The sequence below is a fragment of the Moritella sp. 24 genome, from assembly GCF_018219155.1.
Taxonomy (GTDB): domain Bacteria; phylum Pseudomonadota; class Gammaproteobacteria; order Enterobacterales; family Moritellaceae; genus Moritella.
This window is the reverse complement of the sequence record NZ_CP056123.1, coordinates 4,572,303-4,589,579: the sequence shown is the minus strand read 5'-3', so window position 1 is coordinate 4,589,579 and position 17,277 is coordinate 4,572,303. Positions and strand designations below refer to the sequence as shown.

General features: G+C 40.2%; 10 protein-coding genes, 1 tRNA gene and 2 rRNA genes. 9 read left to right on the top strand and 4 right to left on the bottom strand.

The window, feature by feature from the left end; all coding sequences use genetic code 11:
* The first annotated feature begins 151 nt into the window (after nucleotides 1–151).
* The 9 genes from HWV00_RS20585 (at nucleotide 152) to HWV00_RS20545 (ending at nucleotide 11,792) form a co-directional block, all read left to right on the top strand.
* Nucleotides 152–3,043, top strand: a 23S ribosomal RNA gene (locus HWV00_RS20585).
* Nucleotides 3,044–3,169: 126 nt separating this feature from the next.
* Nucleotides 3,170–3,285: ribosomal RNA gene (gene rrf, locus HWV00_RS20580) — 5S ribosomal RNA — on the top strand.
* Nucleotides 3,286–3,341: 56 nt separating this feature from the next.
* Nucleotides 3,342–3,418, top strand: a tRNA-Asp gene (locus HWV00_RS20575).
* Nucleotides 3,419–3,625: 207 nt separating this feature from the next.
* The gene (locus tag HWV00_RS20570; RefSeq protein WP_211684134.1) at nucleotides 3,626–4,225 is read left to right on the top strand and encodes a Yip1 family protein; all 600 of its coding nucleotides are present in this window, start codon (nucleotides 3,626–3,628) and stop codon (nucleotides 4,223–4,225) included.
* Nucleotides 4,226–4,511: 286 nt separating this feature from the next.
* Nucleotides 4,512–6,671 carry an FAD-dependent oxidoreductase gene (locus tag HWV00_RS20565; protein ID WP_211684133.1) on the top strand — a complete coding sequence of 720 codons (2,160 nt, stop codon included), beginning with the start codon at nucleotides 4,512–4,514 and terminating at the stop codon, nucleotides 6,669–6,671.
* A 147-nt stretch (nucleotides 6,672–6,818) separates the two neighbouring features.
* The gene (locus tag HWV00_RS20560; RefSeq protein WP_211684132.1) at nucleotides 6,819–8,234 is read left to right on the top strand and encodes a PLP-dependent aminotransferase family protein; all 1,416 of its coding nucleotides are present in this window, start codon (nucleotides 6,819–6,821) and stop codon (nucleotides 8,232–8,234) included.
* Between the two features lie 316 nt (nucleotides 8,235–8,550).
* Nucleotides 8,551–9,957: a cytochrome c oxidase accessory protein CcoG gene (gene ccoG / locus HWV00_RS20555; protein ID WP_211684131.1), complete on the top strand. Its 1,407-nt coding sequence runs from the start codon at nucleotides 8,551–8,553 to the stop codon at nucleotides 9,955–9,957.
* Nucleotides 9,958–10,128: 171 nt separating this feature from the next.
* Nucleotides 10,129–11,118, top strand: coding sequence for a serine/threonine protein kinase (locus tag HWV00_RS20550; RefSeq protein WP_211684130.1), 990 nt, complete (start codon nucleotides 10,129–10,131; stop codon nucleotides 11,116–11,118).
* A 50-nt stretch (nucleotides 11,119–11,168) separates the two neighbouring features.
* A complete protein-coding gene (locus tag HWV00_RS20545) occupies nucleotides 11,169–11,792 on the top strand; it encodes a thiol:disulfide interchange protein DsbA/DsbL (protein ID WP_211684129.1) in 624 nt (207 codons plus the stop codon).
* 72 nt (nucleotides 11,793–11,864) lie between these two features.
* Here the strand turns inward: HWV00_RS20545 and HWV00_RS20540 are convergent, their stop codons facing one another.
* The 4 genes from HWV00_RS20540 to HWV00_RS20525 form a co-directional block, all read right to left on the bottom strand.
* Nucleotides 11,865–13,526, bottom strand: a complete 1,662-nt coding sequence (locus HWV00_RS20540) for an AMP-binding protein (protein WP_211684128.1) — start codon at nucleotides 13,524–13,526, stop codon at nucleotides 11,865–11,867.
* Between the two features lie 235 nt (nucleotides 13,527–13,761).
* Entirely contained in the window at nucleotides 13,762–14,658 is an 897-nt protein-coding gene (locus HWV00_RS20535) for an acyltransferase (RefSeq protein ID WP_211684127.1), read from the bottom strand.
* The gene (locus HWV00_RS20530; protein WP_211684126.1) at nucleotides 14,659–15,555 is read right to left on the bottom strand and encodes an acyltransferase; all 897 of its coding nucleotides are present in this window, start codon (nucleotides 15,553–15,555) and stop codon (nucleotides 14,659–14,661) included. It lies immediately after the preceding gene.
* Nucleotides 15,556–15,630: 75 nt separating this feature from the next.
* Complete coding sequence (locus HWV00_RS20525; RefSeq protein ID WP_211684125.1) at nucleotides 15,631–17,148, bottom strand: YifB family Mg chelatase-like AAA ATPase; 1,518 nt, start codon at nucleotides 17,146–17,148, stop codon at nucleotides 15,631–15,633.
* Between the last annotated feature and the right edge of the window lie 129 nt (nucleotides 17,149–17,277).

Sequence of the window (17,277 nt, the reverse complement as noted above, 5' to 3'; positions counted from 1 at the left end):
TTAAAAATTTGGAAAGCTGAATAAATAAAGAAGTTCTTAAAACACGTTATTGCTTAGGCAATAACAATATAGTGTTCTTGAGTATTCTTGAGGCGAAAAAAACTAGATAATACCTAGTTATTTCAATTGTACGGTCGACTTTAGATTGTATGGTTAAGTGACTAAGCGTATACGGTGGATGCCTAGGCAGTCAGAGGCGATGAAGGACGTGTTAATCTGCGTTAAGCTGTGGGGAGTTGATAAAAAGCGTTAATCCACAGATTTCCGAATGGGGGAACCCACTCTACTTTGTAGAGTATCGTAACGTGAATACATAGCGTTACGAAGCGAACCGGGAGAACTGAAACATCTAAGTACCCCGAGGAAAAGAAATCAATAGAGATACCCTTAGTAGCGGCGAGCGAACGGGGTCTAGCCCTTAAGCAGTTTGGAAGTTAGTGGAAGATTCTGGAAAGTTTCACGATACAGGGTGATAGTCCCGTACATGAAAACGACCTTACTGTGAAATCGAGTAGGACGGCACACGTGATATGCTGTTTGAATATGGGAGGACCATCTTCCAAGGCTAAATACTACTGACTGACCGATAGTGAACCAGTACCGTGAGGGAAAGGCGAAAAGAACCCCTGTGAGGGGAGTGAAATAGAACCTGAAACCGTATACGTACAAGCAGTGGGAGCAGACTTGTTCTGTGACTGCGTACCTTTTGTATAATGGGTCAACGACTTAATTTCAGTAGCAAGGTTAAGCGAATAGCGGAGCCGTAGGGAAACCGAGTGTTAACTGCGCGAATAGTTGCTGGGATTAGACCCGAAACCCGGTGATCTAGCCATGGGCAGGTTGAAGGTTGAGTAACATCAACTGGAGGACCGAACCGACTAATGTTGAAAAATTAGCGGATGACTTGTGGCTGGGGGTGAAAGGCCAATCAAACCGGGAGATAGCTGGTTCTCCTCGAAAGCTATTTAGGTAGCGCCTCGCGTCTAACTATTGGGGGTAGAGCACTGTTAAGGCTAGGGGGTCATCCCGACTTACCAACCCTTTGCAAACTCCGAATACCAATAAGTTCAATCGCGGGAGACACACGGCGGGTGCTAACGTCCGTCGTGGAAAGGGAAACAACCCAGACCGTCAGCTAAGGTCCCAAAGTGTATGTTAAGTGGGAAACGATGTGGAAAGGCTCAGACAGCCAGGAAGTTGGCTTAGAAGCAGCCATCTTTTAAAGAAAGCGTAATAGCTCACTGGTCGAGTCGGTCTGCGCGGAAGATTTAACGGGGCTAAACATACCACCGAAGCTACGGATGCAAGACTTGTTCTTGCATGGTAGAGGAGCGTTCTGTAAGCCGTTGAAGGTGAGTTGAGAAGCTTGCTGGAGGTATCAGAAGTGCGAATGTTGACATGAGTAACGATAATGGGGGTGAAAAACCTCCACGCCGAAAGACCAAGGGTTCCTGTCCAACGTTAATCGGGGCAGGGTGAGTCGACCCCTAAGGCGAGGCCGAAAGGCGTAGTCGATGGGAAACTGGTTAATATTCCAGTACTCACTTATATTGCGATGGGGTGACGGAGAAGGTTAGGCTAGCATGGCGATGGTTGTCCATGTTTAAGGTTGTAGGCTGTATTCTTAGGCAAATCCGGGAATACATTAAGGCTGAGAACTGATGACGAGTCTCTACGGAGATGAAGTAGTTGATACCCGGCTTCCAGGAAAAACCTCTAAGCTTCAGATATAAGAGAATCGTACCCCAAACCGACACAGGTGGTTAGGTAGAGAATACTAAGGCGCTTGAGAGAACTCGGGTGAAGGAACTAGGCAAAATGGTACCGTAACTTCGGGAGAAGGTACGCCAATGATGGTGAAGGACTTGCTCCGTAAGCTATTGTTGGTCGCAGAGAAATGGTGGCTGCAACTGTTTATTAAAAACACAGCACTGTGCAAAATCGAAAGATGACGTATACGGTGTGACGCCTGCCCGGTGCCGGAAGGTTAATTGATTGGGTTAGACTTAGGTCGAAGCTCATGATCGAAGCCCCGGTAAACGGCGGCCGTAACTATAACGGTCCTAAGGTAGCGAAATTCCTTGTCGGGTAAGTTCCGACCTGCACGAATGGCGTAATGATGGCCACGCTGTCTCCACCCGAGACTCAGTGAAATTGAAATCGCTGTTAAGATGCAGTGTACCCGCGGCTAGACGGAAAGACCCCGTGAACCTTTACTATAGCTTGGCACTGAACATTGAACCTACATGTGTAGGATAGGTGGGAGACTGTGAAACATTGTCGCTAGATGATGTGGAGTCTATCTTGAAATACCACCCTTGTACGTTTGATGTTCTAACGTAGGTCCCTTATCGGGATTGCGGACAGTGTCTGGTGGGTAGTTTGACTGGGGCGGTCTCCTCCCAAAGAGTAACGGAGGAGCACGAAGGTTGGCTAAACATGGTTGGACATCATGTGGTTAGTGCAAAGGCATAAGCCAGCTTAACTGCGAGACAGACACGTCGAGCAGGTACGAAAGTAGGTCTTAGTGATCCGGTGGTTCTGAATGGAAGGGCCATCGCTCAACGGATAAAAGGTACTCCGGGGATAACAGGCTGATACCGCCCAAGAGTTCATATCGACGGCGGTGTTTGGCACCTCGATGTCGGCTCATCACATCCTGGGGCTGAAGTTGGTCCCAAGGGTATGGCTGTTCGCCATTTAAAGTGGTACGCGAGCTGGGTTTAGAACGTCGTGAGACAGTTCGGTCCCTATCTGCCGTGGGCGTTTGAGAATTGAGAGGAGCTGCTCCTAGTACGAGAGGACCGGAGTGGACGAACCACTGGTGTTCGGGTTGTTATGCCAATAGCATTGCCCGGTAGCTAAGTTCGGAACTGATAACCGCTGAAAGCATCTAAGCGGGAAGCAGGCCTCGAGATGAGTTCTCACTGGGACTTTAAGTCCCCTGAAGGGCCGTTGGAGACTACAACGTTGATAGGCAAGGTGTGTAAGTGCTGTGAGGCATTGAGCTAACTTGTACTAATTACCCGTGAGGCTTAACCATACAAATTAAAGTATGATTAATTGAAATATCGACTTAAGAATAGATTGAACACTTTATGTTTTAAAGACTTCTTTATTTATAGCTTTTCAGATTTTAGAGATACAACTTGAAAGCAAATAGAATTTGCTTGGTGACCATAGTGTTACGGTACCACCTGATCCCATTCCGAACTCAGTAGTGAAACGTAATAACGCCGATGGTAGTGTGGGGCTTCCCCATGTGAGAGTAGGGCATCGCCAAGCGCCAAACAATGTCGAAAGACTATAATTTAGACTGATAATATCAGCACAGATTGTGCGGAGCGGTAGTTCAGTTGGTTAGAATACCGGCCTGTCACGCCGGGGGTCGCGGGTTCGAGTCCCGTCCGCTCCGCCAACAAATAAAAAAAGCCTGAATCTTACGATTCAGGCTTTTTTTATGCCTAAAATTTGGCATAAATATCCAGACCACTTTTCAATAGCTTAACGATCAAATACGTATTCCTGATCACTATTATATGTAATAGTTCTTAATTCACATGGCAATCTCAATATAATCGCTAATACTTAATTTGATGAAACTTTCACATTAAGGGATCAGCTTATGTTAGTAAAACACTTATGGGGTTTATACGTACAGCCCAAGGACGAATGGATTGATATTGATACACACCATGAGTCTTTATTATCTGTAGTTGTGAGTTTGTTCTTTTTTGCGCTAATACCGGCAATCTCTGCATGGTATACCGCATCAGTAACAGGCTGGAAGCTTGGTGTTGGCGATACTACATATTTATCTTCTTCCAGTGCAGGAATAATGGCTGTTGGTATGGTCATTGTCAGTATTGCTATTGTTGCAATCTTTTCGGTATTTGTGCAGTGGATGGCTGGTAACTTTGGTGCATCAGCTACTTTTACTCAGGCTTTGGAACTGACGACTTATACTGCCGCACCGATTTTCATTACAGGTATTGCAGCATTAATACCTGTCGCTTGGGTTATTATGCTCGCATTATTAGTGGGCGTCGCTTTTTCGGTTAGAGCCTTATATACGGGCGTTCCCGTTATTATGCATATTGCCGAAGAAAGAGGCTTTATCTACGCATCGTCATTATTAACTGTTGGGCTCGTGTTGTTTGTTGCATCAATGGGGATCACAGTTGTTATGTGGAGCTTTGGTCTTGGGCCTCAATTCATTATCTAGCTGATAGTTTTATTTTTATATTGAAAGCGATATGGATTAATTTCCACATCGCTTTTTTGTTTTTATAGAACCTGAACTGATTAATACGTTTCCCTATCTATATTATCTCTCCTATTATTCATAAATAACAGGTTACTGTTAGAATCTAAGTTACGCCCACGTTAAGTTAATACTAAACTAATCACTGAATATAAAAATAATAGAGAGTTGTGAGACTTTCGTGATTATTGATGGTTAAGCTTACGGTAATATTTTAGAATTTAGTTGGACAAGGATAGATACCACAATGGCTACTGATGAAAATACTTCAGCGTCACAGAGCAAAAAAATTATTATTTTCGTCATTATTGCAGTATTTTCACTGTGGTATGCCTTTGACCTAAACCAATATGTATCATTGCAGCAAATTAAAGAGTTACAACAAATCTCTGGCGATTATATTAATCAGAATAAAGTGTTTGCGATGCTGGTTTTTTTCATTAGTTATGTGACGATCACTGGGTTCTCATTACCTGGTGCAGTGTTACTGACCCTCCTTGGTGGTGGCTTATTTGGCTTTGGCTATGGTTTACTACTCATCTCTTTTGCTAGTTCGATTGGCGCTACTTTAGCTTTTCTTGTTAGCCGTTATTTATTACGTGATTATGTACAAAATAAATTTGGTGCTCGATTAGATGCGATTAATAAAGGCATTGAAAAAGAAGGCAATTTTTATCTTTTTTCATTACGTCTAATACCCGTTTTCCCATTCTTTTTGATTAATATTTTGATGGGGTTAACTAAAATTAGTACCCGTAATTTTTATTTGGTGAGTCAAATTGGTATGTTAGCTGGCACAGCCGTTTATGTGTGGGCTGGGACTCAATTAAGTGAAATAAATAGCTTATCTGGTATTGCGTCACCATCATTATTAAGCGCACTTGTCCTATTAGGTATTTTTCCTTGGATAGCAAAAAAAGGACTCGCCATGTTTAGTGAACGAAAACGTTATGAAGGCTGGGACAAGCCTAAAAGTTTTGATCGTAATATGATCGTTATTGGTGCTGGTGCTGGCGGTTTAGTGAGTGCTTATATTGCTGCAGCGGTAAAATCAAAAGTTACGTTAGTTGAAAAACATAGGATGGGCGGGGATTGTTTAAATACAGGCTGCGTCCCGTCAAAAGCATTGATTCGCAGTGCTCATACTATTGCTGAAATTGGACGAGCTGATGAATTTGGCATTGATGCAGAAATCAAAAGTATCGATTTTGCAAAAGTCATGGGGCGTATTCAAAATGTAATAAAAACCATCGAACCACATGATTCTATAGCTCGTTATTCTGCTATGGGCGTAGAGTGCCTCACTGCTGAAGCTAAAATTATTGATCCTTGGCGTGTGAAAATTGGTGATCAAACATTGACGACAAAAAACATTGTCATTGCAACGGGGGCACGACCTGTTGTTCCTGCAATGCCAGGGTTAGATCTAGTTCCTTATTTAACATCTGAAACTCTTTGGCAATTAACGGAACAACCTGAACGTTTACTTATATTAGGTGGTGGCCCGATAGGTTGTGAGCTTGCACAAAGCTTTGCTCGTTTAGGCTCAACAGTCACACAAGTTGAGATGGCTGATAAATTACTCGGACGTGAAGATGATGATGCCGTTGCAGTAGTACAAGCAGAGTTATTAGCCGATGGTGTGACGGTTTTATTAGGTAGCAAAGTGGAACATTTTATTAGTGAAAATGGCCAATATAGCGCGGTGTTATCGAATGGTGATTCGGTTGTGTTTGATCAAGTGTTTTTAGCATTAGGGCGACAAGCTAATATTCATGGCTTTGGTGTTGAAGAGTTGGGGTTAGGGATTACTGACAGAGGATTAATTGAAATTAATGAGTTTCAGCAAACGTCGATACCCAATATTTATGCCGTTGGTGATGTTTCAGGGCCCTATCAGTTAACGCATGTGGCGGCACATCAGGCTTGGTTTGCTGCGGTTAATGCTTTGTTTGGTTCGCTGAAAAAATTTGCGACAGACTACCGTGTTATTCCTGCGGTTACTTATACTTATCCTGAGTTGGCTCGTGTTGGTATTAATGAAAGTGAAGCAAAGCAAGCTGGATTAGTTTATCAAGTGACAAAATACGAGATTGATGATCTCGATCGTGCTATTACAGATGGTGAAACGAAAGGTTTTGTTAAAGTCATTACTGCTGAAAACAGTGATAAAATTCTTGGCGTGACGATTGTTGCTAGTCATGCAGGTGAATTGTTAGCTGAATATACGTTAGCGATGAAATACAAACTAGGGTTAAATAAAGTGTTAGGTACTATTCATCCATATCCAACGATGAGTGAAGCGAATAAATATGTTGCAGGTAATTGGAAACGCAATAATAGCCCTGAAAAGCTGCTGGCTTGGGTTGAAAAATTCCATCGCTATATGAGAAAAGGCAAATCGTAATTATAGGCACTGCTAAGGTTATCAGTCTGGATTTAGAAGATAGCACTCATCTGAAAAAATCGTATATAATCAATCGTTCTTAATCAGGTTTTATGTACGATGGCTTGTTCGTTAGTTTTCGAATGATAGATTCAGGTAGATGTATTCATGTCTTTACACAAAAGTCGCTATCATGAGGTAGCTGCTGAAATTCAGTTGCAAATCGAACAACGTATATGGTTGCCGGGTGATCGTATACCGTCGATTCGTAAGATGAGTCAGATCCAACATATTAGCCCTATGACTGTACTCAAAGCATATGAGTTATTAGAATCAGAGGGCTGGGTCTACGCCAAAATTCGATCTGGCTATTTTGTCTCAGCGCATTTAAACCGTCTTGCGATACCAAAACAAACCACGCCACAAATGATTAATCGTGCAATTAAAATTAATGAGCATGTTTTTGATGTACTAAAATCCTGTAAACGACCAGATATTGTGCCTTTCGGTTCAGCTTTTCCAGACCCATCTTTATTTCCATTGAGGCAGCTAGGCCTAGCTCTCGCAAAAACAATTAAAACGATGCCAGTACAAAGTGCGGTGACAGAGCTTCCTCCTGGAAGTATTGCATTACGTCGAGCTATTGCTAAACGTTACATTCGCGATGGTATTGATGTGTCTATTGATGACATTGTTATCACGTCTGGAGCCATGGAATCATTAGGTTTAAGCTTGATGGCGGTGACTAAGCCTGGTGATACTGTTGCAATTGAATCTCCCGCATTTTATGGCGTATTACAAACAGTGGAGCGATTACAACTTAAGGCCGTTGAAGTGGCAACTGATCCACAATTAGGTATGTCTGTTGATGCATTAATGGCGGTCGTTGAACGCCATGATATTAAAGCCTGCTGGTTGATGAGTAAGTTCCAAAATCCGCTAGGGGCCTTGATGTCGGAAGAGAATAAACTTGCGATCAGGGATATTCTAGTGGAAAAAAAGATCCCCTTACTTGAAGATGATGTTTATAGCGAATTATATTTCTCTGAACAAAAGCCTAAACCGATTAAAGCGTATGATGAACAAGGACTTGTTTTGCATTGTTCTTCGTTTTCAAAATGTTTAGCGCCAGGTTTTAGAGTGGGTTGGGTTGTTGCGGGGCGCTATGCTAAGCAGGTAGAGCAATTACAATTGATGACGACATTATCAGCTGCGGTGCCAAATCAACTCGCACTGGCTCAGTTCGTATTACACGGTAATTATGATGTTCACTTACGTAAATTAAGGCGATTACTAGCTGGGCGGCAACAGCAAATGCAAAACGCTATTGAACTATACTTTCCAAGTGAAACTAAGATTACGCGCCCTGAGGGCGGTTATTTTTTATGGTTGGAGCTTCCTGCACATATTAATACGGCTAATTTATTACAAGTATTATTGGATGAGCACAATATTAGTATTGCGCCTGGCACTCTGTTTGCCAGTGATAATAAGTATCAAAATTGCATGCGTATTAATTGCTCCTATGCGTGGACCGATAAGACTAAACGGGCTTTAATTACGTTGGCTAGGTGTATTCATTAATATATATAACGGAGTTCAACTGTTATAGCTTGTTTTTATAACTAAACCATCTGTTATAGGGACGTTTAGTATTGATCTGTACTATGTCATTACACGTTATTTATGTTTCAATACCCCCGCTAGTTTATAAAATATAATCATCCATTTAGAGAGAAGTAAATTAGCCTTGTATTGGCTTGTCTTCAAATTTGTTGATGAGTTTAAATGTTGTGGTAAGTGTCTGATTAAATTAATAAGCATTTGATAAGTTATAGCATTATAAAGACTTATTAAGCTTCTTTGATATAATCGAAGATATAAAAATAAGGAGCATGTAATGTCTGAAGAACGCATAAATATAAAAGATGTAACCCCTAAAGTTAAGCCTAAATACACCAATGTCGGTCCTGATAATCATATCTATGTTAGGAATATGACGGGGGTATTTCAGCGTTTGAGAAAATACATGGGTTGGTTTTTTATGGTGCTGTTTTTTGCATTACCTTTGTTTCAATGGGATGGTCATCAAGCGATCTTATTGAATATCCTTGAGCAACGTATTCATATCTTCGGCTTAACTATTTTTCCCCAAGACTTAATGTTACTGGCTTTATTGCTAATTGTTGGTGCATTCGCATTATTTTTTGTCACGGCTTACTTAGGTCGAGTTTGGTGTGGCTTTATGTGTCCGCAAACAATTTGGACATTTATTTTCATTTGGTTTGAAGAGAAAATAGAAGGTTCAGCGAATAAGCGATTAAAATTAAATCAAGGACCAACAACAGCCGATAAAGTTAAAAAGAAAGTACTTAAGCACACTGCTTGGTTGAGTTTTTCCCTGCTTACTGGTTTAGCATTCATGGCTTACTTTGTGCCTATTTACGACCTTTACTGTGACTTTTTTACCCTTCAAGCTAGCGGTAATGTGTATTTCTGGGTTCTATTTTTTGCATTTTGTACTTATGGTAATGCAGGTTGGATGCGCAGTATTATGTGTACTCATATGTGCCCATACTCTCGCTTTCAGTCCGCTATGTTTGATTCTGATACCTTAATTGTCGGCTATGATTTTAACCGAGGTGAATCTAGAGGCGCTCGTTCACGTAAAGTTGATCATAAAGCTAAAGGTTTAGGTGATTGTATCGACTGTAATTTATGTGTTCAGGTGTGTCCAGCCGGTATTGATATCCGTGACGGCTTACAGTATGAGTGTATTAACTGTGGTGCTTGTATTGATGCTTGCGATCAGACTATGGAACGAATGAATTATCCAAAAGGCTTGATACGCTATACTTCTGAAAATGAATTAAGTAATAAACCGCATGCAAAAAGCAGATTTAAATTAGTGGGCTATGGTGTTGTTATGACGCTTATGATGGTCTTACTTGCAGTGAGCGTGATACGTATTTCACCGGTCCAAATGGATATTATTCGCGACCGAAATGCGCTATACCGTGAAAACTCGGATGGTAATATCGAGAATACTTACACTCTTAAAATTATTAACAAAACATCATTTACACAGAAATATAGTCTAGATGTTATTGATGTTCCTGAGCATGAATGGTTTGGACCGCGTGAAGTTGAAGTATTGCCCGGTGAGTTATTAGTACAACCTGTGAGCTTAGCTATTGACCCTTATGACCTAGAACAGCCAGTGCTTAAGATTAACTTTGTCATCACTGAGATTGGTAATGATCATTATGTTTTTACTCAGCAAAGTCGTTTTATCAGTAAGTTATAACGTTTTTATATTATTTATAAATAGCTTTATGAATAATGTAAGTTAAAGTAAATAACAAGCCCAGTGATACTGGGCTTGTTATTATTATATTCATCTAAAATCGGCTGTAGGTTAATGACGGTTATTTGGATGTAGAGATTAGTATAGATAGTAGTATTTTAGGAAATAAGAATGACAGAACAGCCCGTTGATTACAGCCTTCTATCACCTGACTTTATGCTGGATGCGATAGAATCTATCGGTATTCGTGTGGATTCAGGTTTATTGGAATTGAACAGTTATGAGAATCGCGTGTTTCAATTCCAAGACGAAGATCGCCAACGTTTTGTGGTTAAATTTTATCGCCCTGAACGGTGGAGTGATGAACAGATCCAAGAAGAACATAATTTTTCACTCGAGTTAGAACAAGCGGAAATTGATGTTGTTGCGCCATTACAATTTGATGGGTGTAGTTTATTTACTTATCAAGGATATCGCTTTGCTATTTTTCCAAGTGCTGGCGGGCGTCCTATTGAAGTGGATAATCTTGATGCATTAGAGTCGGTAGGGCGTAATTTAGGACGTGTGCATCAACTTGCAAGCAAGCAATCATTTTTATATCGACCAACATTGTCGATTGCGGAGTTTGTACAAACACCAAAGCAAATATTACAGCATAATAATTTTGTCCCAGCGCATTTAGAAACATCATTTTTTGATGTTTATGATGCGTTAGCAAAAGAAATCATGTTGCAATATAAGCCAGATGATAAGCAATTGATTCGTTTGCATGGCGATTTACATGCGGGAAATATTTTATGGCGTGATAAAGTCACGTTACTAGACTTTGATGATTGTCGCCAAGGTCCTGCAATACAAGATATATGGATGATGTTGCATGGAGAACGTCATGAGCAATTATTACAACTGGAAGTAATATTAGAGGGGTATGAAGAATTTTGCTCTTTTGACTCTAAACAGTTGCAGCTAATTGAACCATTACGTGCGATGCGCATGATGAATTATATGGGTTGGATTGCTAAGCGTTGGGATGATCCTGCATTTAGTCGTCATTTTTCGTGGTTTGCGGATGAACAATATTGGCAACAGCAGGTCGTATCTTTGCATGAACAGATTGGTAATATGCAAAAGTCGCCGTTATCTCTCATTCCTAATTACTAATTTTTTGTACAGTTAATTATGTTTAATTTAAATTTTCAGGAAGGAAAATAATGAAAAAATTATTTATATTGATCACCGCAATGTTATTTTTACCATTTGCGAACGCAGCACAGTTTAAAGAAGGTGTGCATTATGATGTTATTTCTGAGCAAGCAACATCAAAACCTGAAGTAGCTGAGTACTTTTCGTATTTCTGCCCACATTGTAATAAATTCGAACCAATCATGACTGACGTGACGAAACGTCTTGCAGACACTGATATTAAAGTCGAAAAAAATCACGTTGCTTTTATTGGTCGTGAAATGGGTATTGAAATGCAAAAAGCATTTGCGACAGCTGAGTTGCTAAATGTTGAGCATAAAATGTCATCGGCAATATTTACTGCGATACATGACCAAAAACGTCGTTTTAGTGGTCGTGATGATATCCGTACTGTATTTACTGATGCTGGTGTCGATGGTAAGAAATTCGATGCTGCTGTTAATAGCTTTGCTGTGAATGGTAAAGTAGCTCGTATGGATAAAAACACGGCTAAAAATAATATTCGTGGCGTACCTGCATTGATCGTTAATGGCAAATACCAAATTAACATGGGTGGTATTAAGGCCCGTGGTGAAGAGTTTAACGTTAAGCTAGCTGAATTAATTAAATATCTAGCAGCAAAAACTAACTAATACTCTTATATTTTAAATATTAAAAAAGGACGCAATTGCGTCCTTTTTGTTTATCTAAACTTATGTTTTAGCTTATTGTTCCCAAACAATCTTATCTTTATGGTTCTCTTCGTAGAAAGGTTTAAAACGACTTTCTAGTTCGTGACGCTTAAATTTAAGTGTTGGTGTTAATAAACCATTATCGACTGTCCATTCATCTTTTAATACGATGATATGACCAATACGTGCATGTGATTCTAATGACTTATTGATGTGTTGACGTGTTTCTTCAAGGTTGCTTGTCATGACTTCTTGACCTTGTTCACGTGCTTCCGGTGATAATACAACTAATGCAACAGGTTGTGTTAGTGCTGTACCTGTAATACAAATTTGTTCAATATTCGGGTTCTCACCAAATTTGCATTCAATTGGTACTGGCGTAACGTATTTACCTTTTGAAGTCTTAAAGATATCTTTAACACGGCCGGTAATTTTGACATAACCATTGGCATCAATTTCACCTTTATCACCTGTTTTGAAGTAACCTTCTTCATCGAATGATTCTTTGGTTTGTGCTTCATCTTTGTAATAGCCCGTCATCAGGCCGTCACCTTTTACTAAGATTTCACCAATCTCAGAAATTTTAAGAATTACACCTTTACCTGGTTTACCAATAGTACCGATTTTTTGCGGGTTGAATGGGTGATTCAATGTACCGTAAGCAAGGTTTTCTGTCATACCCCATGCTTCAGTAATATTTAAGCCAAGGCGTTCATACCATTTTAATAATGCAGGTGATACGGCAGCTGAACCACAACCAAGCATACGTGCATGGTGTAAACCTAGACCACGTTTAATCTTCGCTCTTACTAACCCATTTACGAATGGAATTTTGAGTAGGAAGTTAAGTTTATGTGCAGGCATTTTTTGTAATACGCCCATTTGGAAGCGAGTCCATAGACGTGGTACAGAAATAAATAATGTTGGTTCGACAGACTGAATATTACTCACGAAAGTATCAAGTGATTCAACAAATGAAACTACACCTTCACCAGCATAAATACTGCTACCTTCAATATAAACACGCTCAGTAATATGGGCGAGTGGTAAGTAAGACAGTAAACGGTCACCAGCAACAAACCCTAAGCTTGTGATAATATTTTGAGATGCTGATTTGAATGCTGCAAACGTGATCATCACGCCTTTCGGGTTACCTGTACTACCTGAGGTATAAATAATCGACATTAAGCTGTCTAGATCTATTTTCACTGGCGCTGCTAATGGTTGATGCTGTTCAAGCAGGTCATTCCATTTGTATTGGCAAGCCAATGTTTCGTAAGGATAGCTGATGGTAATTACGTCTGCTGGTAGCTTGCCTTCTAAGTTTTGATAGTTATCTAGCTTACCAACAAATAGTACTTTTGCTTCACTGTGCTCTAGTACATAGTTAATTGTTTTCGCGTTTGCTGTTGAATAAATTGGTACACTAATATAACCCGCGTACATAATAGCTAAATCGTTAATAAACCATTCAGCGCTATTCTTTGCGAGGATCGCGACTTTATCACCTGGTGCTAGTCCAAGAGACTGTAGTGCTTGAGCGATACGTTTTGTCTGGTCAGCCACTTGAGACCACGTGAATTCGTGAAATGTCCCATTAATAGGCTGGCGTAAATATACCTCATTGGCACGATGCTTTTCCCAGTGCAGTAAGGCATCGAGAGGTGTGTTTAAGTTTGGTGCTAATGTGCTCATGTGTGATCCCAAAAAAGATTAATGCAACAATGCATTAACAGTTATAGCATGTTACACCTTGTTTCGTTTAAGATTAAAGTAAAAGTGAGATCTTAATGTCCCTTTAGAATTCAGACTCTATTAAAGGCAGTTTTTATCTCTTCTTTTACCCCTAAAGCGTTATTTTTGTTGGTTGTTCGAGAATTAAAATGAAGTGGCCCACAAAGTTATTAGACTAACCTTGTGGGTTAAATGTTTAAATGCGTTGGTGAAAATCCGAGATTAGTTGGTCTTTTCTATGCCAAATGCTGGTGACCCATTGCTGAAAATGCTGTTTAAATTGAGCGTCATTTTCATAATCACCTTGTAGATCTGATGTGACTTCAATTGTTTCAACTCGAATAATAATACGCTTTAATTTACCTTGTAGCAGATCCTTGAAGGGTGAATCGGGGTTATCTGGATAGATGATCGTGACATCTAAAATTTGATCTAAGGTTGAGCCCATCGAAGCCAGTGATAATGCGATGCCGCCTGATTTGGGTGGCAGTAAATAGCGAAAGGGAGATTTTGTGTGCTGTTTTTTTGCTTCAGTAAATCGCGTCCCTTCTGCAAAATTAACGATGGTCGTCGGAGCTAGTTTAGCTTTGGCACAGGCTTTACGTGCACTTGCCATATCTTTCCCTTTCAAGTGTGGCTTTTTAGCTAACTTTTGTTTGCTGTAGCGTTTCATGAAGGGCATGTCTAAGGCCCAGCAAGCGGTGCCAACGAAGGGAATATATAAAACTTCTTGTTTTACAAAGAATTTAGGCAACGGGATCTTATTCGCAAAGACTGAAAATAGAATGACAATGTCAGTCCAGCTATGGTGATTGGAAATCAATAAGTACCAGCTCTTTTTATTTAAATCGCCGTTAATTTTAATATCCCATTCAACTTTATTGATGAATGAGATCATCCAAGTGTTAATGAAAACCCAGACTCCGAGTAATCGATCTGCAATTTTCCGAGAAACTTTTTGTACTGGGCTAAACGGTAAAATAAACTTAATGAGCCCTGTGATACTGATAAGCGTTAATGAGCAAACAATGTTAATAACGACTAATGATGTACTAATGATCATTAAAATAAACGTAGGCAGAAAATTAATCATTTAGTTTGCAGCCTGCTTAAGTTGATCGAGTTCTTGGTCTTTATTAACCCATAGTTCATTTATCCATTGCTGGAAATTCGCCTGAAAATCTTTGTCATTCGTGTAGTCACCAATATAACTTGAGTTAATATCTTGTGTACTCACTTGTACTTGGATCTGCTTGACCTGACCACTAATAAACTGCCAAAAGGTGGGAATACCTTGTGGATAGTGAATCGTAACATTCACTAAAGTGTCGAGTTGTCCGCCCATTGCATCGAGTGCAAATGCGATTCCGCCTGCTTTGGGTTTTAATAAATGCTTAAATGTAGAGGCTTGTTGGGTGTGTTTATCTTGAGTAAACCGTGTCCCTTCAACAAAATTCATCACACTTACTGGCTTGTGTTTGAATTTGGCACAAGCTTTTTTAGTTGTTTCAATGTCTTTACCACGCATGTGTGGATTCTTTTGTAAAAACTTTTTGCTGTAGCGCTTCATGAAAGGGAAATCTAACGCCCACCAAGCAAGGCCTAGAAAGGGAACCCAAATTAGCTCTTTTTTTAGAAAGAATTTTAAAAATGGAATCTGGCCGTTAAGCACGCGTTGTAAGACTAAAATATCAACCCATGATTGATGATTTGAGATGACCATATACCATTTATTTAATGATAGACCTTCAATGCCATTTACTTGAATATGAGGATTACCAATTAAGCGTTGGGTGATACCATTCACTGAAATCCAATTTGATGCGCAGCCATCAAGTAGATGATTTAGTACTTTCTGCGCTGATTTGAATTGAATGATACTTTTTAAAAGAGAAAAGATAACAATTGGTATTAACCAAAATATGGTATTCAAAAGATAACAGATAAATGCAATGGCGCCTGCCACCTTTTGCGTGAATGTCGATAACATAATATGGCCTTGGAGTGATGATAAGCTGAAATGATAAAACTATCATCACATTATGCCAAACTAAAATTGTAATAATTAAACATTTATTTGTTGTAGCAAGCGGTCCATCGCACGATAAGACAATGCTTCAAGTAAGTGTGATTTATTGATTTCAGTACAATTGTTTAAATCTGCGATGGTGCGAGCGACTTTGATTATCTTATGAAATGCTCTTGTTGATAACCCCATTTTTTCAATGGCCAGCTCTAGGAAAATGGCATCTTGGTGCTGAAGTGGGCAATGTAGCTCTATTTCTTTATTTGTGAGTGCATCATTTAATTTATGACTACGTTGCCGTTGTACTGCTTGAGCCGCACTAACCCGAAGTCTAATTTGTTCACTATTTTCGCCTCGTTGACCTTGCTCTGTGAGGCTGCCTTTAGGTAATGCTGGAACTTCAATGGTCAGATCAAAACGATCTAAAAAGGGACCTGATAATTTACTTAAATACTTAGCGACCTGACTATTATTTCCACCAAGTTTGTTGTTGTCATAATAGCCTGATGGGGAAGGGTTTAATGCGCCGATTAATTGGAACTTAGCTGGGAAGTCGACTTGCTGACTCGCTCTCGATATGCTGATTTTACCTGCTTCGAGTGGTTCTCGTAAAGAATCGAGCGCTTTACGCTGGTACTCAGGGAGTTCATCTAAAAATAAGACACCGTTATGTGCGAGTGTTATTTCGCCTGGTTTTGGTGTGCGTCCTCCCCCGACTAAGGCTACGGCTGATGAAGTATGGTGTGGCGTTCTAAAGGGACGTCGACACCAGTCTTGCGCGACAAATTCACCGCCACTAATAGACTTGATTGCTGCGCACTCTAAGGCTTCTTGCTCGGTCATGTCTGGTTGAATGGTCGTTAAACGACTTGCTAACATGGTTTTACCTGTCCCCGGAGGGCCAAACAAAAGTAAGTTGTGATTACCTGCCGCACAGATCTCTAAGGCGCGCTTTGCACTTTGCTGACCGATGATGTCTTGCATATCATATTGAGCGTAAGAGGCTGTTTCTGGGCTTGCTATTCGTGACGCTTTTTGTAGTGTTTGTTGTTCGTTAATATGTTCGCATACTTGTTGTAAATTATGTGCGACCAAGCAGTTTGCATTGTCTATTAGTGCCGCTTCATGACCATTATCAAAAGGAATAATTGTACTTCGTTGTGCTTTTTTACCGGCGATAATACTGGGAATCGTTCCACGGCATGTACGTAATTTTCCGGATAACGACAACTCACCAATAAACTCTAATTGCTGATGTTGATTGCTACTGATTTGTTGTGAGGCAATTAAAATCGCGATAGCAATGGGTAAATCATAACGGCTGCCTTCCTTTGGCAGATCGGCAGGCCCTAAATTGACAGTTATCCGTTTTGCTGGCATGACATAGTTCGAGTTCATCAAGGCACTGCGCACTCGATCTTTGGCTTCTTTAACGGATGTCTCTGGTAAGCCGACAATCGTGAACCCTGGTAAGCCTTCGCTGATATGCACTTCAATAGTAATTAAGGGTGCGTTAATGCCTAAAATTGCACGGCTATAGATTACGGCTAAATTCATTCATCATCCTTGGGTCGTTTATTGTTCTTCTCATACCCTAGTGCAATTAATGATAAGCACAGTTGAATTAGGTCGATTATTTTAAAATCTTAAGCAAGGCCTATTTGCAACAGTCTATTTTGTGATGCT